Source organism: Mesorhizobium sp. M6A.T.Cr.TU.014.01.1.1 (assembly GCF_004022765.1).
In the GTDB taxonomy this organism is placed as follows: Bacteria; Pseudomonadota; Alphaproteobacteria; order Rhizobiales; family Rhizobiaceae; genus Mesorhizobium; species Mesorhizobium mediterraneum.
This window is the reverse complement of the sequence record NZ_RZPG01000024.1, coordinates 82,018-102,976: the sequence shown is the minus strand read 5'-3', so window position 1 is coordinate 102,976 and position 20,959 is coordinate 82,018. Positions and strand designations below refer to the sequence as shown.

The following is a 20,959-nucleotide window of genomic DNA, read 5'->3' as shown; positions in this document are numbered from 1 at the left end:
CCGGCCCCGGCATGCGCTCCGATGAGCACAGACCTTGAATTCCGAAAGAAGCATATGTCCAATTTCGAAGCTATTGTCCCCGCGCTGGCAAAGGCGCTGGAAAACCGCGGCTATGTCGAGCTGACGCCGGTGCAGAAGGCGGTTCTCGATCTCGGGCAGGCCGATGCGCTGGTTTCGGCGCAGACCGGCTCCGGCAAGACCGTCGCCTTCGGGCTGGCTCTGGCGCCGACCCTTCTGGATGGCGCCGAACGCTTTTCCCATGCCGCGGCACCGCTGGCGCTGGCTGTCGCGCCGACGCGGGAACTGGCCCTTCAGGTGACGCGCGAGCTGGAATGGCTCTACGAACTGACCGGCGCAGCGATAGCGTCCTGCGTCGGCGGCATGGACATGCGCACCGAGCGGCGCACGCTGGAACGCGGTGCCCACATCGTCGTCGGCACGCCTGGCCGACTGCGCGACCACATCACTCGGCATTCGCTCGACATGTCGGCGCTGAAGGCAGTGGTGCTCGACGAGGCCGACGAGATGCTCGATCTCGGCTTTCGCGAGGATCTCGAATTCATTCTCGACGCTGCCCCAGCCGAGCGCCGCACGCTGATGTTTTCGGCCACCGTGCCGCGCTCCATCGCCACGCTGGCCAAGGGCTACCAGCGCGATGCGGTGCGCATCTCGGCCTCCGGCGAGGAGAAGCAGCATCTCGACATCGAATACCGGGCGCTGAGCGTGGCCCAGGCCGACCGGGAAAACGCCATCATCAACGTGCTGCGCTATTACGAGGCGAAGAACGCACTGGTGTTCTGCAACACGCGCGCTGCCGTCAATCACCTGACCGCGCGCTTCAACAACCGCAACTTTTCCGTCGTGGCGCTTTCGGGCGAACTGAGCCAGAACGAGCGCAGCCACGCGCTGCAGGCGATGCGCGACGGCCGCGCAAAAGTCTGCATCGCCACCGACGTGGCGGCGCGCGGCATCGACCTGCCCAACCTCGAACTGGTGATCCACGCCGACCTGCCGACTAACCCGGAGACGCTGCTGCACCGAAGCGGACGGACGGGGCGGGCGGGACGCAAAGGCGTCAGCGCGCTGATCGTGCCCAACAGTGCCCGCAGGCGCACCGAACGCCTGCTGCAAAGTGCCGGCCTTGCGGCGACATGGGCAAGCCCGCCTTCAGCCGACGACGTCCTGCGCCGCGACGACGAGCGCATCCTCGCCGACCCGGTTTTCACCGAGCCCGTTTCGGACGACGAGCGCGGCTTCGTCAATGCGCTTCTCGACCAACGTGGCGCCGAACTGGTGGCGGCGGCCTTCGTGCGTCTCTGCCGCTCCAGCCGCTCGGCGCCCGAGGATCTTTTGGACGTCGCTCCGTTCACGCCGTCGGGTGACAAGTTTGCGCGCAGGGACGAGGCGCCAAGCCGCCGCGACGATTTCGGCGAGAGCGTCTGGTTCTCGCTGTCGGTGGGGCGCCGGCAGAATGCCGAGCCACGCTGGCTAATCCCGATGCTGTGCCGGACAGGCGGCATCAGCAAGCGTGAGATCGGCGCCATCAAGATGCAGCCGGAGGAAACCTTCGTGCAGATCGCGGCCGACTGGGCCGACCGGTTTCTCCAGGCGATCGGGCCCGACCGCAAGCTGCAGAACAACATCGCGGTGAAGCGGCTGGACGGCATGCCCGACCTGTCGCGCGCCGGCTATCAGGAACCACGGCCGGACAAGAAACCGCACCGTGGCAAGCGGACGTTCGACCAGAACGCGCCCAAATTCGAGAAGCGCGCGGCGCCGGCCGGACAGCGCGATGCCGCGCTCGAGGCAAAGCCCTGGGCGAAGAAGCCGGGCAAGCCGAAGTTCGAGACCAGCGGATCGCCGAAACACAAGAAAGCGAAGAAGCGGCCGGGTTAGGTCCTCGACACGGTGATTCCGTCAGGCCGATACGACGCGAACGTCGACAGTTCCTTTCTATAGCAGAGACCCTGGGATCTATGCGGTAACAGGAAGAAGACCGTAGCGTCGGCGATCCTTCGCGCCCCCCTCTGTCCTTCCGGACATCTCCCCCACAAGGGGGGAGATTAGATGTCACCTCGGCTTTCGCCAATCTCAAACGTTGAAAGAGGGCAGGACGGCGAGGCTGCCGATCTCCCCCCTTGTGGGGGAGATGTCCGGCAGGACAGAGGGGGGCGCTGTCCCGCCGACGCCTCCCGCAAAGTTCTCCACCACCGCATTGTCGTGACACAGGTCGATGCACTGCATTTCGCAGACACCCCTTGCGATCCGCCGCAACTCTAGACAGTCTGGGCGAGACGCGAATGGGGGTGGGCAAGCATGCGCGGCGAGGTTCTTCACTATGACGAGACCCAAGGCTTCGGTTTCATCACCGGAGCGGACGGCAACCGCTATAGCTTCGCGCGCGAGAATCTGCGCCGCGAGACGTCGGTGGCCAAGGGCGCGCTCGTTGAGTTCCAGCCGGGTGGCGGGCATGCGCGCGATGTCTTTTCGATTAACGCCCAGACGGCTGCGGCCGGTGCTCCTGCTGCTGCGGCCGCGCCCTCTCGGACCGGCAACGCGCCTGAAGCGCCTAAGCCGCAACATTTCGGCCGTTTCGCTGAAAATGGTCCCGCCACCGGCCTGTGGAGCTACTTCTGGCGAGGTCTGACTGAAAATTACTTCAATTTCGCCGGACGTGCCCGCCGCAAGGAATATTGGGGTTATTTCCTGTTCTGGACGATCGCGCTGACCGTGGTCGTCGGCATCGGCCTCTTCATCGACGACGCCATGGGCAACATTGACGACTTGCCGGCAGTGACGGTCGGCCTTTGCGGCGCGTTTGTGCTGGCGACAATCCCGCCATGGATCGGACTGAACGTGCGGCGCCTGCATGACATCGGCTTGACCGGCTGGCTTTTTCTGGCGGTTCTCATCCCGACGATCGGCTGGCTGATCATCCTGGTCTTCGCGCTGATCCCGACGCAGGCCCGTGAAAATCAGTGGGGCCCGGTGCCGGCGGGCGTCTAGCTTAAAACGTGTACCTTGCAACTGACTACAACTCTTGATAGTATCAAGGCGGCACAGTATTTGGGGGCAAGGCAATGCGCGGCGCGGTTTATCATTATGACCAGGATCAGGGTTTTGGATACATCAATGGGGCCGACGGCAAGCGTTACATCGTCGGGCATGAGGATCTGAGTCCCGGCGTGGCGTTGGTCAGAGGCGCGCCCGTCGAGTTTCAGCCGGACGATGGGACTGCGCGCGCCGTCATTGCAGGAAGGCCAAGCGCTGCCAAATCCCGCAACCTCATTCCCCGTGGCGTTGAACCTGCCCAATCCACCACCGGATTATGGACGTATTTCTGGCGCGCATTCAAAGTGAGACATGTCAGCTTCACCGGCCGTGCCCGCCGCAAGGAATTTTGGGGCTTTTTTCTGTTCACGCTGATCGTGTTCTTCGCGCTTTTTGCGTTCGGCGTTCTCATCGATGCAGCGATCACAGCTATCGTAGGCGACCTGGAATTTGGAGCTTTGGGTTATGCGCCAGCCTTCGTGTTCCTGCTTCTGACTGTCTTGCCGTGGTTTGCCCTTATGGTACGACGCCTGCACGACATCGGCCTGAGCGGCTGGTTCGTTTTGCTGTACTTCGTTCCCGGCTTCAACACGCTGGGTGTGTTGGCCCTTGGGCTTATCCCATCCAAGGTCGGCGAAAACCCTTGGGGGCCGGTGCCGGCGGGCGTCAGGATTTAATCGCGATCGCCTTCAGCGCCTCGCCGGACAGCCTGAGAAAGACTTTCTGGCCATGGCGGTCGGCACCAAGCCCGTCGTAGAAGCGTAGCGCACCTTCGTTCCAGTCCTCGGTGGTCAGGTCGATGCGGCCGATGCCTTCGCGCAGGCAATGGCCGGCGAGAAATGCCATCAGAGCCCGACCGACACCGGCATTGCGGACGTTTTCCCGCACGAACAGATCCTTGAGGAACAGCAGCCGTTCGAGATCGATGCCGGGATGTGCGATCGCAACCGACGCAAGCCCGCAAATCTCGCCCTCGGCGAAGGCGAGTGCGAAATGCGGATAGGCCGGGCTTTCCTGGTCAAGCCATTTCTGCGAGGCAGACAGAGCCCGGTCGGCATCGATCGGCGGCTGCCGGTAATGCACCGCCATCTCGCACAGCATGGTGGCGAGTGCAGCCGCATCCCCGGTCGTCGCCCAGCGGACGTCGACCGCCACAGGCTCAGCCCAGGAACTTGGCGATGATCGCATCGCCCATCTCGGTGGTGCCGACCTCGGTCATCCCTGGCGAATGAATATCCCTGGTGCGCAGGCCGTCGTCGAGCACGGCGGCGATGGCGCTTTCCAGACGGTCTGCTTCGGTTACCATGCCGAAGGAATAGCGCATGCACATGGCGAAGGAGGCGATCATGGCGATCGGATTGGCGATGCCTTTGCCTGATATGTCGGGCGCCGAGCCATGCACCGGCTCGTAGAGCGCCTTGCGCTTTTTCGTCTTGGCATCCGGCGCGCCGAGCGATGCCGACGGCAGCATGCCGATCGAGCCGGTCAGCATGGCGGCGATGTCGGACAGCATGTCGCCGAACAGATTGTCGGTGACGATGACGTCGAACTGCTTGGGCCAGCGCACCAACTGCATGCCGCCGGCGTCCGCCAGCATGTGGTCGAGCTTGACGTCGGCATAGCGCGCCTTGTGGGTCTGGGTGACGACCTCGTTCCACAAAACGCCTGACTTCATCACATTGCGCTTTTCCATCGAAGTGACGTGGTTCTTGCGGGTGCGCGCCAATTCGAAGGCAACACCCGAAATGCGCTCGATCTCGAACGTGTCGTAGACTTGCGTGTCGATGCCGCGTTTCTGGCCGTTGCCGAGATCGATGATCTGCTTGGGCTCTCCGAAATAGACGCCGCCGGTGAGTTCGCGCACGATCAGAATGTCGAGACCCTCGACCACGTCCTGCTTGAGCGAGGAGGACGCCGCCAGCGCTGGATAGCAGATGGCCGGCCTGAGATTGGCGAACAGCTCCATATCCTTGCGCAGCCGCAGCAACCCGGCTTCCGGGCGCACTTCATAGGGCACCGCATCCCATTTCGGCCCGCCGACGGCGCCGAACAGCACCGCGTCGGCGGCCATCGCCTTGGCCATGTCGGCATCGGAAATCGCCGCGCCATGCGCGTCATAGGCGCAGCCGCCGACGAGCCCCTCATCGGTGACGAAACCACTGCCGAGCTTGTCGTTCATGGCTGATATCAGCTTCTTCACCTCGGCCATGGCCTCGGGGCCGATGCCGTCGCCGGCGAGCAGGAGAAGATTTTTCGAAGCCATCAGAACCATCCTAATTGTGGCGCATGACCCCGAAATCGGAATCGATTTCGGAAAGGATCATGCGCAGAAACAAAATTCTACAGCGTCCTTTGCGCGTCCAAAAGGACGCGCGGCGCTGTCGTGAGCCGCGGCCTTGCTAAACGCCAAGCGGGCTATGCGCAAGCGTTTGGTTCAGAGCATCTTTGGCGATCCTTGGCGCCCCGCACCGACGCGCTCAGGCCGTGCGCTTGAGTGCCGTCACCTCGATCTCGATCTTCATTTCCGGCTTGTTGAGCTGGCAGACGATCATCGTCGCCGCCGGCCTGATGTCGCCAAAGGCTTCGCCGAGGATCGGAAAGACGATGTCCACGAAAGCCGCGTCGGTGATGTAGTAATGCGCCCGCACCACATCGGCCATCTCGAAGCCGCCGTCCTGCAACGCCTTGGCGATCGTCGCCAGGCAATTGCGCGTCTGCGCCTCGACCGTCTCCGGCATCGACATGGTCGCATAGTCGTAGCCGGTCGTTCCGGAAACGAAACACCAGTTGCCCTGCACCACGGCGCGCGAATAACCGGCGGCCTTCTCGAACGGCGAGCCGGTAGAGATCAGTTTTCGCATGGTCCTTCCCTCGCGTATTCTTCAGGCAATGTTGAGCTGAAGAAGTGCCTTTCGGCTGCAGGCCGGCCGCCACAGTCCCTTTAAGGCTCTGTACAGAGAGCCAAATCCCTCTGTACAGAGGAACTGGCTAGCTTTTTCGACTACGCGCCGCCAGCGTCCTTAGCCTCAGCGCGTTGAGGCGGATGAACCCTTCGGCGTCCTTCTGGTCGTAGGCGCCACGATCGTCCTCGAAAGTGACCAGCGCATCGGAATAGAGCGTCTTCTTCGACTTGCGGCCGGTGACGATGACGTTGCCCTTGTAGAGCTTCAGCCGCACCGTGCCTTCGACATCTTCCTGGCTCTTGTCGATCATTGCCTGCAGCATCAGCCGCTCGGGCGCGAACCAGAAGCCGTTATAGATCAGCTCGGCATAGCGCGGCATGAACTCGTCCTTGAGGTGGGCGGCGCCGCGGTCGAGCGTGATCGATTCGATCGCCCGGTGGGCGGCGATAAGGATGGTGCCGCCGGGGGTCTCGTAGACGCCGCGCGATTTCATGCCGACGAAACGGTTCTCGACCAGGTCGAGCCGGCCGATGCCGTTGTCGCGGCCGAGATCGTTGAGCGCCGCCAGCATCGTTGCCGGCGACAGTTTCTTGCCATCGAGCGCGATCGGATCACCCCTCAGGAATTCGATTTCGATCTCGGTCACCTTGTCCGGCGCGTCCATCGGCGAGACGGTGCGCTGGTGGACGAATTCCGGCGGCTCGGTCCACGGGTCTTCCAGCACCTTGCCCTCGGAAGACGAGTGCAGCAGGTTGGCGTCGACCGAAAACGGCGCATCGCCCTTCTTGTCCTTCGGCACCGGAATCTGGTGCTGCTCGGCGAAGTTGATCAGGTCGGTGCGCGATTTGAACGACCAGTCGCGCCATGGCGCGATGACCTTGATGTCGGGGTTGAGCGCATAGGCCGCGAGCTCGAAGCGGACCTGATCGTTGCCCTTGCCGGTGGCGCCGTGGGCGATCGCATCAGCGCCGGTCTCGTTGGCGATCTCGACGAGGTGCTTGGAGATCAGCGGGCGGGCGATCGAGGTGCCGAGCAAATAGGTGCCTTCATAGACGGCGTTGGCGCGGAACATCGGGAAAACGAAGTCGGAAACGAACTCCTCGCGAACATCCATGATACGGATGTCCTTGATGCCCATCATCTCGGCCTTGCGCCGCGCCGGCTCCAGCTCGCCGCCCTGGCCGAGATCGGCGGTGAAGGTGACGACCTCGGCGCCGAGCTCGGTCTGCAGCCATTTCAGGATGATCGAGGTGTCGAGGCCGCCGGAATAGGCGAGCACGACTTTCTTGACGGCTTTTGCTTTTGGCATTGTGGGCGGTTCCGCGACGGGGTTCTTCGCGGGCGAGGTATCACGCCGGTTCCGGCTAGCGCAAGGGACGAACGATCCCCCGGTCGCTGCTGGCATACTGGATCAGCCGTGGTGCCGGCCAGAAGCTGGCGCCGGCTTGGCGCTTGCGGTATAGGCTGCGCCTTCTTCATTCAGGGGCCCGCCCATGTCCTTCATTCCCGACACCACCACGCTGATCCAGTTCGCCATCGCCACCGTGATCCTGGCGATCACGCCGGGTCCCGACATGACGCTGTTCGTCTCGCGCACGCTGAGCCATGGTCGCGCCGCCGGCTTTGCCTCGATGGCGGGCGCGCTGTGCGGCACGCTGATCCACACCACGCTGGTGGTGGTCGGCATCTCGGCGCTGATCGTGGCCTCGCCGGCGGCCTTTCTTGCGCTCAAGATTTTCGGCGCCGGCTATCTCGTCTTCCTGGCGTGGCAGGCGATCACCAAGGGATCGGCGTTTTCGCCCGAGAAGAAGAGCGGGCCTGAGATTTCGCTGTTCCGCGCCTGGGCGGCGGGGCTCGGCGTCAATCTGCTCAACCCGAAGATCATCCTGTTCTTTATGACTTTCCTGCCGCAGTTCGTCTCCGCACACGACCCGAACGCGCCCGGAAAACTGTTTTTCCTCGGCGCGATGTTCGTCGTGCTGTCGATCCCGGTAACGGCGCCGATGGTGTTTGCAGCGGAAAAATTCTCGGCGGCGATGAAGACCAGCCCGCGCGTCACACGCGTCGTCGATTATCTGTTCGCCGGGGTGTTCTCGGCCTTCGCGCTCAAGATCCTGACCGCCCAGGCGAAGTAGGCGCGGACCTTCCGGCTTGCCGCCAGCTCCCGGCCGAGCGCCCGGCGCTCAGCCAGTAGAAAATGCCGCCGACCATGCCGCAGCCGATCACGGCAGCGGCGACGCGCGGATCGGTGATCTCGAAATTGGCATCGGCGGTCTGGTAAGCGAAGCCGAGGAAGCCCGCCGCGACCACCGCGCCCGCCAGCGCGTAGAACAGCCAATCACGCCGTCCCAGGATTTCGGAGACGAGGATGGCGACCGCCGCCGGCATGAAGGCGAAATAGGCGACGAACAGCGCAACGAAGGGGATCGAAAAATACAGGGAAGCAGTCGCCGTAGGGTGCGCGTGCTCCGGCGTGTAGCCCAGCGACGCCAGAAACATGACGTTGAGGAAGGCGCTGGCAGCCAGCGAGGCGACGACATAGCCGATCAGGATGACGGCGAAGCGGATGAGGTAGGCAAAGAGACGGTTCATGCCGAAACTGCTTCCCTTTGTTTGATAAGGAAACGCCCGGTTACTGCCCAGTAGGCATAACCGCCGGAGAATCCACCGGGTAGACAGGGCAGGAGTGGCGCAGCGGATATGTTCAACGGGGTCGTTTGTGTCCAGGCGCTTAAGACCAGAAGCGCGAGGATGGCGTTCAGGGCGCCAGCGCACGCAAATGGCAGCCAGCGGTTCCAGCCTTGTCCACGGGCGACAAGCAGCGTGAGCAGAAAACCGGGCAGCGCCGTCAGGAAAGTAGTCATGAGCACGGATTGGTAAACAAAGCCCACACCGCGGACGCTGCGGTAAAACGATCCCCAGGCGCCGCCATCCGGCAGGACGGTCGGGAGCAGCAACACGAAGAAGGTGGCGGCGACCGCAACCAGGACGGCAATGACATAACCCAAAGATATGAATGCGACGTGGCCGAACCAGGCAACAAGACGATTCACGCCTCGCCGTGCCCCGCGATCATCATCGCCTCCAGCGCCAGCCGGTCGACCTTGCGCATGCGCTCCGAGTCCGACTTGAGCTGGCCGCAGGCGGCGAGGATATCGCGGCCGCGCGGCGTGCGGATCGGCGAGGCATAGCCGGCATTGTTGATGTAGTCGGCGAACTTCTCGATCGTCTCCCAGTCCGAGCACTGGTAGTTGGTGCCCGGCCACGGGTTGAACGGGATCAGGTTGATCTTGGCCGGAATGCCCTTGAGCAGCTTGATCAATCCTTTGGCATCCTCGATCGAATCGTTGACGTCCTTCAGCATCACATATTCGAAGGTGATACGGCGGGCGTTCGACAGGCCGGGATAGGCGCGGCAGGCGGCGATCAGCTCTTTCAACGGATACTTCTTGTTGATCGGCACCAACAGGTCGCGCAGATCGTCATTGGTGGCATGCAGCGAGATCGCCAGCATGACGCCGATCTCCTCGCCGGTGCGGAAGATCTCCGGCACGACGCCGGAGGTCGACAGCGTGATGCGGCGCTTCGACAGCGACAGCCCGTCGCCGTCGGACGCGATCAGCAGCGCCTTCTTCACCGCCTCAAAATTGTAGAGCGGCTCGCCCATGCCCATCATGACGACGTTGGACACTTTCCGGCCCTCGGCCGGCACGATGGCGCCGTCGGGCGTGTCGCGGTCGGGGAAATCGCCGAGCCGGTCGCGGGCGGTCAGAAGCTGAGCGAGGATTTCTTCCGCCGTCAGGTTGCGCACCAGCTTTTGCGTGCCGGTGTGGCAGAAGGAGCAGGTCAGCGTGCAACCGACCTGCGAGGAGATGCACAGCGTGCCGCGGCCTTCTTCGGGGATGTAGACGGTCTCGATCTCGACCGGCCGGCCGGCACCGCGTGGCGGAAAGCGAAACAGCCATTTGCGCGTGCCGTCGGAGGAAATCTGCTCCTCGACGATCTCGGGCCTGGCGATGGTGAAATGCTTGTCGAGCTCGGCGCGCAGATCCTTGGAGATGTTGAACATGCCGGCGAAGTCGGAGACGCCGCGCACATACATCCAGTGCCAGAGCTGCTGGGCGCGCATCTTGGCCTGGCGCTCCGGCACGATGCCTGACGCAATGAGGGCGGCGCCAAGCTCGGCCCGTGTCAGGCCGATCAGGGACGGTTTTTCGGCCGGCATGGCGCGGGCGCGCAACGCGTCACGGGCGCCGTCAGTGGTAAGATCAAATGAAAGGGTCATTGTTGCGCCAATATAAGCGATTTGCGGCCGATTACAGCATCGTGCCCGAAATGAAGCGCGGCGCATAGCACAGGTTGATGGCGGAGTCATGGGCGGCGGCGGGGCAAGGCTCGCTGCAATGTGCCGGCCGGCGGCGCTTCAAAAGCAAAAAAGCCGGGCTTGCGGCCCGGCCCTTACTCAAACTCGGCCTATGGCTATTTGCACTTGGCGATAGACGACAGCGCCGCCGAGATGCCTTTCAGCGAAAACACATAGGTGGTGGTGTTGCCGCGGCCGGACTTCGCCTGCACCTTCATGTCGCTGCCGGACTTCATCGCGGCGATCAGCACCGGCTCCTCGGCGGCGTTCTCGACCCAGGCCGACTTGCCGCGGGTGAACATGGAAAAGCTCTTGCCGTCGATGGTGACGGTGGCCTTGGAGTTTTCCTGGAAATTGTAGCCGGCGATGAATTGCGGCTCATAGGACACCTGCTGTCCCGGCCGCTGGCTGACGAAGAAGAACATGTCGCCGTGATCAAGCGTCGGCGGCTGCTTGTCGGTCGGCACGGTCAGCACATAGCAAACCTTGCCGCCCGACGCCTGGTAGCTGTAAGTGCCCCAGGCATTGTGCTGGCCGATCTTGGTCGCCGACTGCGCCAACACCGGCGCTGTCATGGCCACCAGTGCCAGGCTCGAAATTGTAGCAATCAATCCGCGCATCGCTTTTCCCGTATTCCAAATGGTGCGGACGCAGGCCGGCTCGGCGTCCTGCCCGTCGCTTCATTTTGATTTAATCTGGGTTACCAAACGGTGAACTTCCCTTGGGAAAAGGACTTCCACCCCAGGAAACCGCCGCCATCCTTGCGCCCGTCGCTCGAAAAGCGGCAGTTGCAACGTCCCTGTCGCGACTTGGAGGCCACGAAAGCGGCAAGAGTTTGACTTTTCTGCCTTATCGCCGGCTCAGCTGTTGTCGGCTATCGCCTGCCTGGCGGCGAGCCGGTGCGCGGGGGTGATGTGGGCTTTGACGGCAGTGATCGCGGCGGTCAGCACGGCGATGTCGTCGGTAAAGCCCAGCCCGAAGACGAAGTCGGGGATGACGTCCGTCGGCAGCACGAAATAGCCGAGGGCCGCCAGCAAAATGCCCTTGGCGCGCAGCGGCGTGTTCTTGTCCATGGCGCAGTAATAGGCGGCGACCAGCTCTTCCATGAACGGGATTTGCCGGGCAGCCTTCTTGGCCGTGCGCCAGAAGTTCTCGCGCACTTCGCGTGCGTCGCCCGGCTTGCCGCCAAAGCCGAAGAAATCAAAACTGGATTTTTGCGCCATCAACCTCTCCTAACGAGGCTGCGCTCGTCGTTCCACGCGCGCCTGCCAGCGGGAAATGTGGTGAAAGCGCCCGTCCACTACAAGAGCTCGGCCGTTCCCGGCCTGAAAATCAGGTGATGCTGGCCTGCAAGTGGCGGGCAATCGCCCGCTTTGGAGTTTGCGGAAACGCCCCTCCCGTCGTCATCCTGGGCGGAGCGAGCGGCTACGGCGTCTTCAGATCTCCAACGACCTAATCGAAATAGCGGTTCATCGTCTTGGCCAGTTCGAAATCGAGCGCGGTCAGGCCGCCGGCATCATGGGTGTTGAGCGTCACGTTCACGGTCTTGTAGACATTCGACCAGTCGGGGTGATGGTCCATTTTCTCCGCCGCCAGGGCGACGCGGGTCATGAAGGCGAAGGCTTCGGAAAAGTTGTTGAAGGTGAAGCTGCGCGCGATCGAGCCGCCATCCTTGGCCAGCGACCAGCCATCGAGACCGGCCAGCGCCTCGGCGACCGCCGCCTTGCTCAGTTTCTCTCTCGCCATGTTCGTTTCCCGTGCTATCTGGATTTGCAGTCTTCAGCATAGTGCCGGATCGATGAGCGCAAAGCCGATAAAATCCATTCTTTTCGTCTGTCTCGGCAATATCTGCCGATCGCCACTGGCGGAGGGCGTGTTGCGCGCCGTCCTGGCGGAGCGCGGCCTCGATCGGGATATCCTGCTCGATTCGGCCGGGACCAGCGACTGGGAAGCCGGCGCGGCACCCGACCCGCGCTCTATGTCGATCGCAGAGCGGCACGGCATCGATATTTCCAGACAGAGGGCGCGCAAGCTGACACCGGACGATTTTTCGCGGTTCGACCTCATTCTCGCGATGGACAGATCGAATCTCCGGGATCTGAAAGCGCTGGTGCCTGCCGCCATGCGCGACCGTGTCCATCTGTTCCTGGAGTTTGCGCAGGGAAGAGTGAGCGACGTGCCGGACCCTTATCACGAGGGGCCGGAGGCGTTTGCCTCGGTCTACCGCATGATCCGCGAAGCATCGGAGGCGCTGGCGACGCGGCTCGAAGCGCGGCTGTCGGCGCCAGACAGCGGCCAGGCCTCCTCGACGATGTAGGGTCCGCCGCCGACCGAATCGCGCGATGACATCAGGACGAAGCGGCCGACGCGGAAGGGCAGCGTCGAAAAGTTGCCGCGTGCCGACAGATACTGGGCGACGTCGAGCGGGCTCGAATTGCGTAAGCGGGCCAGCGTTACATGCGGCATGAACTTGCGCGGATCGGCGGGGATGCCGAGGCGCTGGCAGATGCGCTCGATCTCGGCTTGCAGGGCCGAAAGATCGGGCGAGGCGGAAACGCCGGCCCACACCGCATGCGGTTTCTTCTGGCCGAAGGCGCCGACGCCGGACAGCGTCAGCTGGAAGGACGGGCGGTGGACACGATCGAGCGCGTTGGCGATCTCGTCGGCGACATGGCCCTCGACATCGCCGATGAAGCGCAGCGTCATGTGGTAGTTCTCGACGTCGATCCAGCGGGCCCCGGGCAGGCCGCCCCGGAGCAGGGACAGCGAAAGGGCGGCATCACGCGGTATTTCGAGGGCGGTGAAAAGACGCGGCATGGCAAGCCTCCTGTCCTCGAATCGAACTCTTGTCCCTAGCGAATCATCGATAATCGAGCGGGGCAAGTGGTTTGTTGGTCGCAGGCCCGCCTAAAATCTTCCCCTGGGGAAGGCGAAGCCTCCTCGAAGTCCAGTTCTTCAAGAGTTGCCCTGAATCACGGCAATGGCCTTTTCGACATCCGGCAGTATGCGCTCGACCATGCGGTCGATGCCCTTGGCATTCGGGTGCAGGCCGTCCTCGAGCTGCAAAGCGGGCTCGCCGGCGACGCCGTCGAGAAAGAACGGATAGAGCGGGACGCCGTATTTTTCCGCCAGTTTCGGAAAGATCGCGTCAAAGCCGTTCTGGTAGTCGGCGCCGAGGTTGGGTGCGGCACGCATGCCGGCCAGCAGCACGGCGATCTTGCGCTGCTTCAACTTCGCCAGCATGGCGTCCAGATTCTTTTGCGTGATATCGGGAGAAACGCCGCGCAGCATGTCGTTGGCGCCGAGCTCGAGGATGACAAGCTGGGTGCCGTCCGGCACCGACCAGTCGAGACGCGACAGGCCGCCGCTCGACGTATCGCCGGAGACACCGGCATTGGCGATCGTCACATCGTGGCCCTTGGCGCGAAGTGCTGCCTCGAGTTTTTGGGTGAAGCCTTCGTCCGGTCCGAGGCCAAAACCCGCCATCAGGCTGTCGCCGAAGCCGACAATCTCCAGGGGTTCGGCGCGCGCCGACGAAATGGCGCCGCAAATTCCGAGGAAAAGGATGAAGACTGCGGCAAGAGGGTGTTTGAAAGCCATGTGGCAGGCCCCATATGACCAAGAACATTACGTTGGCGGCAGGCCGAATTCTGGCCTCCACTCTCCCATATAGGACGATTTTATTTTGACAGAAGCCGTCATCGCGCTGAAAGACGTATCGCTGACGCTCGGCGAAGGAGCGTCTTCCGTTCATGTGCTGAAAGGTGTCAGCCTCGATGTGGCAAGTGGCGAGGCGACCGGCATCGTCGGGCCGTCGGGCTCGGGAAAGTCGACGCTACTGATGGTTCTGGCTGGGTTGGAAAGGGTCGATTCGGGCACGGTACGAATTGCAGGCGAATTGCTGAACGGCAAGAGCGAAGATCAGATCGCATCGTTTCGGGGGCGAAACATTGGCATCGTTTTCCAGTCCTTCCACCTCATTCCCAACATGACTGCGCTTGAAAATGTCGCAGTGCCGCTGGAACTTGCCGGCCATGCAGATCCGTTCGGGGTGGCGGCGCGGGAGCTGGAGGCGGTGGGGTTGAGCGATCGCGTCACTCATTATCCAGGCGAATTGTCCGGCGGCGAACAGCAGCGTGTGGCGATCGCCCGGTCGCTGGCGCCTTCACCGCGCATCCTGATCGCCGACGAGCCGACCGGCAATCTCGACCAGGCAACCGGGCGGCAGGTTGCCGATCTTCTGTTCGCCAAGGCGGCCGAGCGCGGCATGACGCTGGTGCTGGTCACCCATGATCCGGCGCTCGCCGCACGCTGCTCCCGGCAGGTGTCGATGCGGTCGGGCCGGATCGAGGACGCACCGTTGCTCAAAGTGACGGCGTAGCGCCATGGCTGACAAGGCCCCCTCATCCGGCCCTTCGGGCCACCTTCTCCCCGCCGGGGAGAAGAGGCTGACGCCGGCGTTGGCAACCTCTTCTCCCCTCGGGGAGAAGGTGGCCGCGAAGCGGCCGGATGAGGGGGTTGCCTGGTCGCGCACGCTGAAGCTCGCCTTCCGCTTCTCGCTGCGTGAGATGCGCGGGGGACTGTCCGGCTTCCTGATTTTCCTTGCCTGCATCGCGCTCGGCGTCGCGGCGATCGGCGGCGTCAATTCGGTGGCCCGGGCGATTACTGCCGGTGTCGCCAACGAAGGCCAGTCGCTGCTCGGCGGCGATCTTCGTTTCCAGCTTAACCAGCGCGCAGCGACGCAAGCCGAGCACGTCTTTCTCGACGGGCTGGGCACGGTCTCGCACAGCGCCAACATGCGCTCGATGGCGCGGCTCGAGGACGGTTCCGACCAGGCACTGGTCGAGGCCAAGGCGGTCGACGGAGCCTATCCGCTCTACGGCGCGCTGGAGACCGAGCCGGCGCTGTCGAAGCAGGAATTGTTCGGCGAAAGATCCGGTATTTTCGGCGCCGCTGCCCCCGATCTTTTGTTCGAGCGGCTGAACCTTGGGATCGGCGACCGGCTGAAGCTCGGCAGCGCCACATTCGAACTGCGCGCCCGGCTCGTCAGCGAGCCGGACGCGGTATCCGACGGTTTCGGCTTTGCGCCGCGGCTGATGGTCTCGACGGACGGGCTTGCCGCTTCCGGCCTGATTCAGCCCGGCAGCCTTGTCGAAAATGCCTATAAGATCCGCCTGCCCGTCGGCACCAGCGAAGCGGGTATCAAGGCGATCCAGGAGCAGGCCGGGGAGAACTTTCCCGAGGCCGGCTGGACCATCCGCACGCGCAGCAACGCAGCACCTGCGTTGTCGTCTAACATCGAACGGTTCTCCCAGTTCCTGACGCTGGTCGGGCTGACTGCGCTGGTGGTCGGCGGCGTCGGCGTGGCCAATGCGGTGCGCGCCTATCTCGACGGCAAGCGCGGCGTCATCGCCACCCTTAAGAGCCTGGGCGCATCGGGCGGTTTCGTCTTTGCCGTCTACCTCGTGCAGATCCTGATGATCGCCGCCCTCGGCATCGCGCTTGGCGTTGTGCTTGGCGCGCTGATGCCGTTCGCCGCGAGCGCGGCACTCCAGTCGATCATTCCGGTGCCGGCGGAAGGCGGGTTCTATCCCGGCGCGCTCGGCATGGCGGCGCTGTTCGGGCTGCTGGTGACGCTGGCTTTCGCCTTGCTGCCGCTCGGCCGTGCGCGCGACGTTCCAGCGACGGCGCTGTTTCGCGAAATGGGTTTTGAGGGCCGCGGTTTTCCTCGCCCGCTCTACGTGGCGGCGGCGCTCGGCATCGCGCTGTTCCTGGCGGTGCTGGCCATCCTGTTTTCCGACGATCGCCGCATCGCCTCGATCTTTGTCGGCGCCACCATTCTTGCCTTCCTGGTGCTGCGCGTCGTCGGCGCGCTGGTACAATGGGCCGCCAAAAAGAGCCCGCGCGTTGGCTCGACGGTACTCCGGCTCGCCATCGGCAACATCCACCGGCCGGGAGCCTTGACGCCGTCGGTGGTGCTGTCGTTGGGACTGGGGCTGACGCTTCTGGTGACGCTGGCGCTGATCGATGGCAATCTCAGGCGACAGATTTCCGGCAGCCTGCCGGAACGGGCGCCGAACTTCTTCTTCGTCGACATCCAGAGCAGCGATGTCGACGCGTTCTCCGCGCTGGTCGGCAAAGAGGCGCCGCAGGGCACGCTGGTCAAGGTGCCGATGCTGCGCGGCCGGGTGATGGCGCTGAACGGCGTCGACGTCGACAAGGTCAAGGTCCCGGCGGAAGGAGCCTGGGTGCTGCGCGGCGATCGCGGGCTGACCTACGAGGCCAGACTGCCGAAGAATGCGACGCTGACCGAAGGCACATGGTGGCCGGACAATTATGCCGGTGAGCCGCTGGTGTCGTTTTCGGCCGAGGAAGGCAAAGAGATCGGGCTGAAACTCGGCGACACCATCACCGTCAACGTGCTTGGCCGCAACGTGACGGCGAAGATCGCCAATTTCCGCCAGGTCGAGTGGGAGACGATGGGCATCAACTTCGTCATGGTGTTCTCGCCCAGCACATTTGCTGGCGCGCCGCATAGCTGGCTTGCGACCCTGACCGAAAAGGGCGCGTCGGGGGCCGACGATGCCCGTCTTCTCAACGCCGTCACCCGGGCCTTTCCCGCGGTGACGACAGTCAGGGTCAAGGACGCGCTCGACATCGTCAACCGGCTGGTGGCGCAACTCGGCACGGCAATCAGGGCCGCGGCCGGCGTGGCGCTGATCGCGTCGGTGCTGGTGCTGGCCGGCGCGCTGGCCGCCGGCAACCGGGCCCGCATCCACGACGCCGTGGTGCTGAAGACGCTGGGCGCCACCAGGAAAACACTGATCGCGGCCTTTTCACTGGAATATATGCTGATCGGCCTCGCCACTGCGATCTTCGCGCTGGCGGCAGGCGGGGTTGCCGCGTGGTTCGTTGTCGCGCGCATCATGACGCTGCCATCGCATTTCATGCCCGATGTGGCGGTGGCAACCATCGTCTTTGCGCTGGTGGTCACGGTCGGCATTGGCCTCGCCGGCACTTGGCGGGTGCTGGGCCACAAGGCGGCGCCGGTGCTGCGCAATCTCTGATCGCAAGGCTTGGCGAGGCTGTTTTTGATTAATTCTGCGTAATGTTGCGGCTTCGAAAGCCGAAAAAGCGGATTTCCGGGACTTCACGAAGCATTACGCTCCGTTACGGTCTTGTTCTTGACGCCAATAACCATCATATTTCGCCGCAGGCATGCTGGAGCCCCGCCAGCGGCGCCTGGGTCCAAATGGACCTGACACCGGACGGGGCAGAAGCAATATGAGGATTTCCATGGCTGAACCCGTTCGCAATTATCAGACGCGCGCCGTGCCCGGCGCCGGCGTCGATGCTGCCATCGACCAGGGCCTGCGCGCCTACATGATCAAGGTCTACAATCTGATGGGGCTTGGCCTCCTCATCACTGGCCTTGCCGCGGTCGGCACGATCATGCTGGCCACCACCACCGATCCGGCTTCGGCGGTTGCGACGCTGCCGAGCGGCGAGATGCTGACCTCCTTCGGCTACGCGATCTTCGGGTCGCCGTTGCGCTGGGTGGTGATGCTGGCTCCGCTGGCCGCCGTGCTGTTCCTGTCTTTCCGCGTCCAGTCGATGAGCGTTTCTGCCGCGCAGACGACGTTCTGGGTCTATGCCGGCCTGGTCGGCCTGTCGCTGTCGTCGATCTTCCTGGTCTACACGACCGCCAGCATTTCGCAGACCTTCTTTGCCACCGCAGCGGCTTTCGGTGCGCTGTCGCTTTACGGCTACACGACCAAGCGCGATCTGACCGCGTTCGGCTCGTTCCTGGTGATGGGCGTGTTCGGCCTGATCATCGCGATGGTGATCAACATCTTCCTGCAGTCGTCGGCTCTGTCCTTCGCCGTTTCGGCGCTCGGCGTGCTGATCTTTTCGGGCCTCACCGCCTATGACACGCAGAAGATCAAGGAGATGTATTTCGAGGGCGACGCCACCGACGTTGCCGGCCGCAAGGCGATCATGGGCGCGCTGACGCTCTATCTCGACTTCATCAACCTGTTCATGTTCCTGCTGCAGTTCATGGGCGACCGCCGCTAACAGGCTTTTGTTTGGACCATGATCTTTTCCGAAAGCCGGTTTCCACCTTTCGGGATCATGGTCTGACTGGACCAGCGAGTTTTGTAAGGGCGGCCCAACGGCCGCCCTTTTCTTTTGTTCCGGCCTCTGCTGTGATAGAAGGCGGATGAGCGATTTGCATAAATTATGAGCAGCATCACCATACGGGCCGCTACATCGGCGGACCTCGACCGGATCACCGACATCTATGCCGATGCGGTGACAAACGGCACGGCGAGCTACGAGCTGGAGCCGCCAAGCCGTGCCGAGATGGGCCAGCGATTCGACAGTTTGATAGCGGGCGGCTTTCCCTATCTGGTGGCGGAAAAAGACGGCATCGTGCTCGGCTATGCCTATGCCGGCGCCTTCCGGCCACGCCCCGCGTATCGCTTCGTCGTCGAGGATTCCGTCTATGTCGCGCCCGAGGCCAAGGGGCAAGGCGTCGGGCTCAAGCTGATGCAAGGGCTGATCGAGGCGGCCAAGGCGGCGGGCTTCCGCCAGGTTATCGCGGTGATCGGCGACGGCCGACCGGACAGTGCCTCGGTGCGGCTACATGAAAAACTCGGCTTTCGCCATTCGGGCCGCCTCGAAGGCTCCGGCTATAAGCACGGACGCTGGCTGGACACGGTGTTCATGCAACTGCCGATCAATGACGGGGCTCTAATTCCGCCCGATATCAACTCGTTGCCGGAACAGAAATTCCGCAGCCAGAATAAGTAGTTAGGCCTCGACCAGCTTCAGCGTGCGGTCGAAGACGCCAAGCACGCGGCCAAGTTCCTGGCCGCGCTTGAGGATGCGGCCGCCGGCGGCGATGACGGCGAATGCGCCTTGCCGGCGCGCCAGCTTCGGATCCTTGACGATCTGGAACAGCGGCACCTCGCTGGTGCGGCGGAACACGGAAAAGACGGCGCGATCGGTGAGATGGTCGATGGCGTAGTCGCGCCACTCATTGGCGGCGACCATGCGCCCGTAAAGCCTCAGGATCTGGTCCAGTTCGCGCCGGTCGAACCGCACCGGCTGGTCGAGGCGTTCGCGTCTTGCCTCATGCAGCGGGATCAGTATTGCGGATGCGTCCCCATCCTCCGTCCCACTGCCATGATCAGTCATGCCTCGATCCCTTCGAATGAATCTTATGCCAACCAAAGTTGGCGCTTTCGCCGTAGAATTGCAAGCCCGACCGAGCAAAGGCGGCGGCGCACCGTTTCCGCAGTGTCCAGTCACGTTTATAAAACGCCCGTTGGAATTGGTGATGCTTCGCCACAATTCTGCCTTCTTTTATCCGCGCTCATGCCCCAATGTCCGACGAATTTACGGGTGTTGCCTGAGACGGTTCGGTCCGGCACTGGCTCGTAAACCCCAAGCCCCCCGCCCACGGGTCTGCGTCGGATCGAACCAACCTCGGTTTTTCCTTGGAAAAATCGGGTGCGACGATCCCAAAACCTAAATGACCGGCGTCAGAAGCAAGCTGACGCCGGTTTTTTATTGGCTGAGACCATGGCGGGTAGCGCGGCTCTCCCTTCTCCCCTTGTGGGAGAAGGTGGCCTCGCGAAGCGAGGTCGGATGAGGGATGTTGGAAGGATCGCTGCGCTGAAGACGTAAGCGCCTAAAATCATTTCATATTTTAACGCCTCATTTCTTCCAGCACCCCTCAACCTCTCGGCGCTGCGCACCGATCCACCTTCTCCCACAAGGGGAGAAGGGCGCGCTGTGGTCAAGGCTTGTGGATTATGGCGGCGCCCAGAATGGGGCCTGGCAGGCCATCCTTGCCCACCGATTGCAGCAGCACGGCGCAGCCGCCTTTCTTGGAAATCACGCTCATCGGCAATTCGTAGCGCTGCGCCTTGCCGTGCCACATGCCGGCGGTCTGGATGCCGGAGACGGCATTCCAGTAGGTCATGCTGCGGCCGGTGTTTTCGCCCTTGCCGATCTTGATCGTCTGCGGCGGGTCGAAATAGACGATGACGACATGGGCATCGCTGGGGCCGGTCCCGGCATCGCCGGCGTCGATGATGACGCGGTCGCTGGTCCGGCTGACCTTGATGCTGACCCGCATGCCGTCGCCTGATTTCTCCATGCGGGCGAGCGCCCCGTCGACCTCCCTGCGGCTGGCTCCGTTGACATGACTGCGGCCATTGATGACGGCCTGCGGCGTATAGACCGAGCGATTGCCGAAGGCGCGCATATACTCATATTGCCGCTCCGTGTTCTCCTTGCGGCTCAGCGTGTCCTTCCAACCGAGATAATCCCAGTAGTCGACATGATAGGCGAGCGCGACGATGTTCTCCTTGGTGGCAAGATCGGCGAAGAATTCATCGGCCGGCAGGCAGGAATTGCAGCCCTGGCTGGTAAAGAGCTCGACCACGCCCAGCGGTTGATCGGTCAAGGTTTTGTCGGCCTGGGGCTTGTCGGCCTCGCCGGCAAGCACATTGCCGGCAAGTCCAGCGCCGGCAAACACCGAGAGGGCCAGCGCAAGTGCCGCAAGCCGCAATGGTCTTCGAGATGTCATGGCCGTTTGGACTCCCGCCGGTGATGCCGGCCTTGTTCTGAT

23 protein-coding genes are annotated in these 20,959 nt (G+C 63.1%); 9 read left to right on the top strand and 14 right to left on the bottom strand.

From position 1 onward, the window contains the following. The first annotated feature begins 54 nt into the window (after positions 1-54). The 3 genes from EN885_RS24750 (at position 55) to EN885_RS24735 (ending at position 3,728) form a co-directional block, all read left to right on the top strand. Entirely contained in the window at positions 55-1,896 is a 1,842-nt protein-coding gene (locus EN885_RS24750; protein WP_128244171.1) for a DEAD/DEAH box helicase, read from the top strand. Between the two features lie 420 nt (positions 1,897-2,316). Next, positions 2,317-3,006 carry a DUF805 domain-containing protein gene (locus EN885_RS24740; RefSeq protein WP_127206429.1) on the top strand — a complete coding sequence of 230 codons (690 nt, stop codon included), beginning with the start codon at positions 2,317-2,319 and terminating at the stop codon, positions 3,004-3,006. Positions 3,007-3,080: 74 nt separating this feature from the next. Continuing rightward, entirely contained in the window at positions 3,081-3,728 is a 648-nt protein-coding gene (locus tag EN885_RS24735) for a DUF805 domain-containing protein (protein ID WP_127206428.1), read from the top strand. Here the strand turns inward: EN885_RS24735 and EN885_RS24730 are convergent. From EN885_RS24730 to EN885_RS24715, 4 genes are all read right to left on the bottom strand, one after another. Further along, positions 3,718-4,206, bottom strand: a complete 489-nt coding sequence (locus EN885_RS24730) for a GNAT family N-acetyltransferase (RefSeq protein ID WP_128244170.1) — start codon at positions 4,204-4,206, stop codon at positions 3,718-3,720. The two genes, EN885_RS24735 and EN885_RS24730, sit on opposite strands and share 11 nt — an antisense overlap. Before the next feature lie 4 nt (positions 4,207-4,210). Further along, on the bottom strand, positions 4,211-5,314 hold the full coding sequence (leuB, locus tag EN885_RS24725) for a 3-isopropylmalate dehydrogenase (protein WP_127205916.1): 1,104 nt from the start codon (positions 5,312-5,314) through the stop codon (positions 4,211-4,213). Between the two features lie 214 nt (positions 5,315-5,528). After that, on the bottom strand, positions 5,529-5,912 hold the full coding sequence (locus EN885_RS24720) for a RidA family protein (RefSeq protein WP_127205917.1): 384 nt from the start codon (positions 5,910-5,912) through the stop codon (positions 5,529-5,531). Between the two features lie 127 nt (positions 5,913-6,039). After that, positions 6,040-7,263: an argininosuccinate synthase gene (locus tag EN885_RS24715; protein ID WP_127205918.1), complete on the bottom strand. Its 1,224-nt coding sequence runs from the start codon at positions 7,261-7,263 to the stop codon at positions 6,040-6,042. 184 nt (positions 7,264-7,447) lie between these two features. Between EN885_RS24715 and EN885_RS24710 the strand changes: the two genes are divergently transcribed. Beyond that, positions 7,448-8,089: a LysE family translocator gene (locus EN885_RS24710; RefSeq protein WP_095484857.1), complete on the top strand. Its 642-nt coding sequence runs from the start codon at positions 7,448-7,450 to the stop codon at positions 8,087-8,089. Here EN885_RS24710 and EN885_RS24705 read toward each other — a convergent pair. From EN885_RS24705 to EN885_RS24680, 6 genes are all read right to left on the bottom strand, one after another. Then, entirely contained in the window at positions 8,061-8,546 is a 486-nt protein-coding gene (locus tag EN885_RS24705) for a hypothetical protein (RefSeq protein ID WP_128335228.1), read from the bottom strand. The two genes, EN885_RS24710 and EN885_RS24705, sit on opposite strands and share 29 nt — an antisense overlap. Further along, positions 8,543-9,007: a hypothetical protein gene (locus EN885_RS24700; protein ID WP_095484859.1), complete on the bottom strand. Its 465-nt coding sequence runs from the start codon at positions 9,005-9,007 to the stop codon at positions 8,543-8,545. The genes EN885_RS24705 and EN885_RS24700 overlap by 4 nt, the downstream gene beginning before the upstream one ends. Then, positions 9,004-10,239: a 23S rRNA (adenine(2503)-C(2))-methyltransferase RlmN gene (gene rlmN, locus EN885_RS24695; protein ID WP_095484860.1), complete on the bottom strand. Its 1,236-nt coding sequence runs from the start codon at positions 10,237-10,239 to the stop codon at positions 9,004-9,006. The genes EN885_RS24700 and rlmN overlap by 4 nt, the downstream gene beginning before the upstream one ends. 194 nt (positions 10,240-10,433) lie before the next feature. Beyond that, positions 10,434-10,937 carry an invasion associated locus B family protein gene (locus EN885_RS24690; RefSeq protein ID WP_095484861.1) on the bottom strand — a complete coding sequence of 168 codons (504 nt, stop codon included), beginning with the start codon at positions 10,935-10,937 and terminating at the stop codon, positions 10,434-10,436. A gap of 240 nt (positions 10,938-11,177) precedes the next feature. Next, on the bottom strand, positions 11,178-11,540 hold the full coding sequence (locus tag EN885_RS24685) for a YkvA family protein (RefSeq protein WP_095484862.1): 363 nt from the start codon (positions 11,538-11,540) through the stop codon (positions 11,178-11,180). A gap of 229 nt (positions 11,541-11,769) precedes the next feature. Beyond that, positions 11,770-12,063 carry a 4a-hydroxytetrahydrobiopterin dehydratase gene (locus EN885_RS24680; RefSeq protein WP_095484863.1) on the bottom strand — a complete coding sequence of 98 codons (294 nt, stop codon included), beginning with the start codon at positions 12,061-12,063 and terminating at the stop codon, positions 11,770-11,772. A gap of 52 nt (positions 12,064-12,115) precedes the next feature. Here EN885_RS24680 and EN885_RS24675 point away from each other — a divergent pair, with 52 nt between their 5' ends. Next, complete coding sequence (locus EN885_RS24675) at positions 12,116-12,634, top strand: low molecular weight protein-tyrosine-phosphatase (protein ID WP_128244169.1); 519 nt, start codon at positions 12,116-12,118, stop codon at positions 12,632-12,634. On the opposite strand, the gene thpR is transcribed toward EN885_RS24675, so the two are convergent. Continuing rightward, positions 12,538-13,134: an RNA 2',3'-cyclic phosphodiesterase gene (gene thpR / locus EN885_RS24670; protein WP_095484865.1), complete on the bottom strand. Its 597-nt coding sequence runs from the start codon at positions 13,132-13,134 to the stop codon at positions 12,538-12,540. The genes EN885_RS24675 and thpR overlap by 97 nt on opposite strands. 138 nt (positions 13,135-13,272) lie before the next feature. Further along, positions 13,273-13,917 carry an arylesterase gene (locus EN885_RS24665; RefSeq protein WP_095484866.1) on the bottom strand — a complete coding sequence of 215 codons (645 nt, stop codon included), beginning with the start codon at positions 13,915-13,917 and terminating at the stop codon, positions 13,273-13,275. A gap of 85 nt (positions 13,918-14,002) precedes the next feature. Between EN885_RS24665 and EN885_RS24660 the strand changes: the two genes are divergently transcribed. The 4 genes from EN885_RS24660 (at position 14,003) to EN885_RS24645 (ending at position 19,131) form a co-directional block, all read left to right on the top strand. After that, positions 14,003-14,698 (top strand): ABC transporter ATP-binding protein, encoded by a 696-nt coding sequence (locus EN885_RS24660; protein WP_095484867.1) that lies wholly within the window; start codon positions 14,003-14,005, stop codon positions 14,696-14,698. Positions 14,699-14,885: 187 nt separating this feature from the next. Next, entirely contained in the window at positions 14,886-17,384 is a 2,499-nt protein-coding gene (locus EN885_RS24655) for an ABC transporter permease (RefSeq protein ID WP_128244168.1), read from the top strand. 229 nt (positions 17,385-17,613) lie between these two features. After that, positions 17,614-18,393, top strand: coding sequence for a Bax inhibitor-1/YccA family protein (locus EN885_RS24650; protein WP_095484868.1), 780 nt, complete (start codon positions 17,614-17,616; stop codon positions 18,391-18,393). 165 nt (positions 18,394-18,558) lie between these two features. Next, positions 18,559-19,131, top strand: coding sequence for a GNAT family N-acetyltransferase (locus EN885_RS24645; protein ID WP_095484869.1), 573 nt, complete (start codon positions 18,559-18,561; stop codon positions 19,129-19,131). Here EN885_RS24645 and EN885_RS24640 read toward each other — a convergent pair whose 3' ends face one another. Further along, entirely contained in the window at positions 19,132-19,518 is a 387-nt protein-coding gene (locus EN885_RS24640; RefSeq protein WP_095484870.1) for a DUF2794 domain-containing protein, read from the bottom strand. 604 nt (positions 19,519-20,122) lie between these two features. After that, complete coding sequence (locus tag EN885_RS24635; RefSeq protein ID WP_095484871.1) at positions 20,123-20,917, bottom strand: thioredoxin family protein; 795 nt, start codon at positions 20,915-20,917, stop codon at positions 20,123-20,125. Positions 20,918-20,959: the final 42 nt, after the last annotated feature.

Coding starts and splice junctions, on each gene's coding strand:
- EN885_RS24710 (WP_095484857.1), top strand. CDS start 7,448: ATGTCCTTCATTCCCGACACCACCACGCTGATCCAGTTCGCCATCGCC.
- EN885_RS24650 (WP_095484868.1), top strand. CDS start 17,614: ATGGCTGAACCCGTTCGCAATTATCAGACGCGCGCCGTGCCCGGCGCC.
- EN885_RS24680 (WP_095484863.1), bottom strand. CDS start 12,063: ATGGCGAGAGAGAAACTGAGCAAGGCGGCGGTCGCCGAGGCGCTGGCC.
- EN885_RS24675 (WP_128244169.1), top strand. CDS start 12,116: ATGAGCGCAAAGCCGATAAAATCCATTCTTTTCGTCTGTCTCGGCAAT.
- EN885_RS24720 (WP_127205917.1), bottom strand. CDS start 5,912: ATGCGAAAACTGATCTCTACCGGCTCGCCGTTCGAGAAGGCCGCCGGT.
- EN885_RS24705 (WP_128335228.1), bottom strand. CDS start 8,546: ATGAACCGTCTCTTTGCCTACCTCATCCGCTTCGCCGTCATCCTGATC.
- thpR (WP_095484865.1), bottom strand. CDS start 13,134: ATGCCGCGTCTTTTCACCGCCCTCGAAATACCGCGTGATGCCGCCCTT.
- EN885_RS24640 (WP_095484870.1), bottom strand. CDS start 19,518: ATGACTGATCATGGCAGTGGGACGGAGGATGGGGACGCATCCGCAATA.
- EN885_RS24665 (WP_095484866.1), bottom strand. CDS start 13,917: ATGGCTTTCAAACACCCTCTTGCCGCAGTCTTCATCCTTTTCCTCGGA.
- EN885_RS24645 (WP_095484869.1), top strand. CDS start 18,559: ATGAGCAGCATCACCATACGGGCCGCTACATCGGCGGACCTCGACCGG.
- EN885_RS24735 (WP_127206428.1), top strand. CDS start 3,081: ATGCGCGGCGCGGTTTATCATTATGACCAGGATCAGGGTTTTGGATAC.
- EN885_RS24715 (WP_127205918.1), bottom strand. CDS start 7,263: ATGCCAAAAGCAAAAGCCGTCAAGAAAGTCGTGCTCGCCTATTCCGGC.
- leuB (WP_127205916.1), bottom strand. CDS start 5,314: ATGGCTTCGAAAAATCTTCTCCTGCTCGCCGGCGACGGCATCGGCCCC.
- EN885_RS24685 (WP_095484862.1), bottom strand. CDS start 11,540: ATGGCGCAAAAATCCAGTTTTGATTTCTTCGGCTTTGGCGGCAAGCCG.
- EN885_RS24750 (WP_128244171.1), top strand. CDS start 55: ATGTCCAATTTCGAAGCTATTGTCCCCGCGCTGGCAAAGGCGCTGGAA.
- EN885_RS24740 (WP_127206429.1), top strand. CDS start 2,317: ATGCGCGGCGAGGTTCTTCACTATGACGAGACCCAAGGCTTCGGTTTC.
- EN885_RS24635 (WP_095484871.1), bottom strand. CDS start 20,917: ATGACATCTCGAAGACCATTGCGGCTTGCGGCACTTGCGCTGGCCCTC.
- EN885_RS24690 (WP_095484861.1), bottom strand. CDS start 10,937: ATGCGCGGATTGATTGCTACAATTTCGAGCCTGGCACTGGTGGCCATG.
- EN885_RS24655 (WP_128244168.1), top strand. CDS start 14,886: ATGCGCGGGGGACTGTCCGGCTTCCTGATTTTCCTTGCCTGCATCGCG.
- rlmN (WP_095484860.1), bottom strand. CDS start 10,239: ATGACCCTTTCATTTGATCTTACCACTGACGGCGCCCGTGACGCGTTG.